The following is a 2,652-nucleotide window of genomic DNA, read 5'->3' on the forward strand; positions in this document are numbered from 1 at the left end:
GGCGCCGCCATTGCCGCCCACCTCGCCGGCTGAGGAAAAGAAAGGGCGGCCTTCGGGGCCTCAGGCAGGGTACTTGGCGCAATCGAGCGGTCGCTCGTCGCCGGGCACCGGGCAGCGGTTCATCTCGAAGGGCGACTGCGCCAGCAGCGTGGTGAGCGCGCTCGAGGCCATGAGGATGGCCCAGAAGATGAAGAAGGCGATGGTGTAGACCCCTTGGCGCGACAGGTTCACCGGCTGGTCGAACCAGTGCAGCGCGCCCGGGTCCACGAAGGCGAACACCACCATCTCCAGCACCCCGGCCATCAGAAAAGCCGGCCAGCCAATCCACATCATCCGCTGTGTACGCATCGCACGCCTCCTTGCAATGCGCACAGACTAGCACTGCAACCCGGCCGTGCAAAGACGGGCTGCCCCGGGGCTCCTGTCAGACAACGCCGCATGCGCTGGCGCCTGCCGCGCAGCGGGGCGGCGTCAGCGCGGCTGGTCCTGGGCCGGCGTGGCCGCGTGGTTGCGCCCCTTGACGGCGGGCTGCATGCTCCGCGCGAAACGCCGTGCCTGCTCCTCCTCCTGCAGCGTCTTGTTGATGTCCAGGCCGCGCTGGTAGTAATCCTCGGCGACGACCGGGTCGGGTTGGCTCAGGGCCAGCCACAGGGTGTAGAAGCCCGCCACGACCACGATGGCCGGGCCGGCGATGATCAGCCAGACATGGCCGAACTTCCACCACGGTTCGGGCGGCGTCGGCGGTTGCTGGTTCGGGGTGGTGGTGCGGGTCATGGTTCTTGCGCTCCGGGGCCCGGCGGGCCCATGCGTGAAAAAGGAAAGGCCGGTGGGCGGTGCCCCATCAGCGGGGCACCAGGAACACGGATTTTTCTGCCACCTGCGCACCCGTGGTCTCGGCGCGGATATCGAAGTAGATCGTGTGCGAGCCCGGCTCCGCGGAGCCATACGGGATGTGCAGCCGCACCGACACCCAGCGCGACTCGGCCGCGCCGATCTCCACCTGCGTCTCGGAGGCCACTTCCAACCCTTGCAGACCGCGCGCGCCGATACTGTAGGACTGCGGCGTCTCCGTGGCGTTCATGATCTGCAGCCGGTAGACGTTCTCCAGCTTGCCGCCTGCCACGATGCGCGACAGTGCCGCGCGGTCGCGCACGACGTCCACCTTGAAGGGCGTGCGCACCACCAGGCTTGCCAGCATGCCCAGGCACAGCGCCAGCAGCACGGCGCCATACAGCAGCACGCGCGGGCGGAACACGCGCCGGATCATCTGCGCCTGCGTCCAGTGCTTGGCCACGCCGTTCTGCGTGGAGAAACGGATCAGCCCGCGCGGGTACTTCATCTTGTCCATGACGGTGTTGCACGCATCCACGCACAGGCCGCAGCCGATGCACTCGTACTGCAGGCCGTTGCGGATGTCGATGCCCGTCGGGCAGACCTGCACGCACAGCGTGCAGTCGATGCAGTCTCCCAGCCCCTTCTCGCGGTAGTTCGTCAGGTTCTTGTTGCGCGGCCCGCGCGGCTCGCCGCGTTCGGGGTCGTAGGTCACGATCATCGTGTCCTTGTCGAACATCGCGCTCTGGAAGCGCGCGTAGGGGCACATGTACTTGCACACCTGCTCGCGCATGAAGCCGGCGTTGCCGTAGGTCGCGAACCCGTAGAACAGCACCCAGAAGATCTGCCACGAGCCCTGCAGCGCCATCAGCTCGCCGCCCAGCTGGCGGATCGGCACGAAGTAGCCGACGAAGGTGAAGCCCGTCCAGAAGGCCACGGCGATCCAGACTGCCTGCTTGAGCGTTTTCTTCCAGATCTTCTCGAAGGTCCAGGGGCCATTGTCCAGCCGGATGCGCGCGCTGCGGTCGCCCTCGATCTTGTGCTCGATCCACATGAAGATCTCGGTGTAGACGGTCTGCGGGCAGGCAAAGCCGCACCACAGGCGCCCGGCCACCGCGGTGAACAGGAACAGCGACAGCGCCGAGATGATCAGCAGGCCGGTGAGGTAGATGAAATCCTGCGGGTACAGCACCAGCCCGAAAAGGTAGAAGCGCCGCGCACCCAAGTCGAACAGCACCATCTGCCGCTCGCCCCACTGCAGCCACGGCAGGCCGTAGAAGACCAGCTGCGTGATCCACACCATGGCCCAGCGCCAGCGCGCGAACAGCCCGCTGATGGAACGCGGATAGATCTTCTTTTGCGCCTCGTACAGCGAGATCACCTCGCTCTGGGAGTTTTCCTGCGCCGCAGGAACGATCGGAATCACCCTGCTTGGCTTCTTGCCGTCAGCTGGCTTCATGGTGCCTTGGATCTCTTGGAAGGCAGGCGCCGCGGGCGCCCGTCAATACATGGAATGAACGCGAAAAAGGCCGGCGCGCCACCTGCTTCCAGATGGTTCGCCGGCCATGCTGCAAGGGCCTGGGTCAACGCGCCGCTTCGGCCCCGTTGTTCGACAGACCCCACACGTAGGCGGTCAGCGCCTGGATCTGCGCATCGGTCAGCTTGTCCTTCTGCGCAGGCATCTCGTTGGTCTTGCCGTTGTTGATGATATTCACGATCGCCGCCTCGCCCCAGCCGTGCAGCCAGATGTCATCGGTCAGGTTGGGGGCACCCAGCGCCGTGTTGCCCTTGCCGTCCATGCCGTGGCAGGCGGCGCAGGCC

4 protein-coding genes are annotated in these 2,652 nt (G+C 66.2%); all 4 read right to left on the bottom strand.

From position 1 onward, the window contains the following. Positions 1 to 60 precede the first annotated feature (60 nt). Entirely contained in the window at positions 61 to 348 is a 288-nt protein-coding gene (locus A612_RS05615; RefSeq protein ID WP_040436182.1) for a hypothetical protein, read from the bottom strand. Between the two features lie 123 nt (positions 349 to 471). Further along, positions 472 to 774 (bottom strand): FixH family protein, encoded by a 303-nt coding sequence (locus tag A612_RS05620; RefSeq protein ID WP_019373554.1) that lies wholly within the window; start codon positions 772 to 774, stop codon positions 472 to 474. 67 nt (positions 775 to 841) lie between these two features. After that, positions 842 to 2,290 carry a cytochrome c oxidase accessory protein CcoG gene (gene ccoG / locus A612_RS05625; RefSeq protein ID WP_040436184.1) on the bottom strand — a complete coding sequence of 483 codons (1,449 nt, stop codon included), beginning with the start codon at positions 2,288 to 2,290 and terminating at the stop codon, positions 842 to 844. A 124-nt stretch (positions 2,291 to 2,414) separates the two neighbouring features. Next, positions 2,415 to 2,652 (bottom strand): c-type cytochrome (locus A612_RS05630; protein WP_141630331.1); only part of this gene is annotated, 238 nt, incomplete at its 5' end.

The sequence above is a fragment of the Melaminivora alkalimesophila genome, from assembly GCF_000282995.1.
In the GTDB taxonomy this organism is placed as follows: domain Bacteria; phylum Pseudomonadota; class Gammaproteobacteria; order Burkholderiales; family Burkholderiaceae_C; genus Melaminivora; species Melaminivora alkalimesophila.

What these genes read in the sequence shown, in the direction of transcription:
- A612_RS05615 (WP_040436182.1), bottom strand. Translation starts at nt 348, where the DNA reads ATGCGTACACAGCGGATGATGTGGATTGGCTGGCCGGCTTTTCTGATG.
- A612_RS05620 (WP_019373554.1), bottom strand. Translation starts at nt 774, where the DNA reads ATGACCCGCACCACCACCCCGAACCAGCAACCGCCGACGCCGCCCGAA.
- ccoG (WP_040436184.1), bottom strand. Translation starts at nt 2,290, where the DNA reads ATGAAGCCAGCTGACGGCAAGAAGCCAAGCAGGGTGATTCCGATCGTT.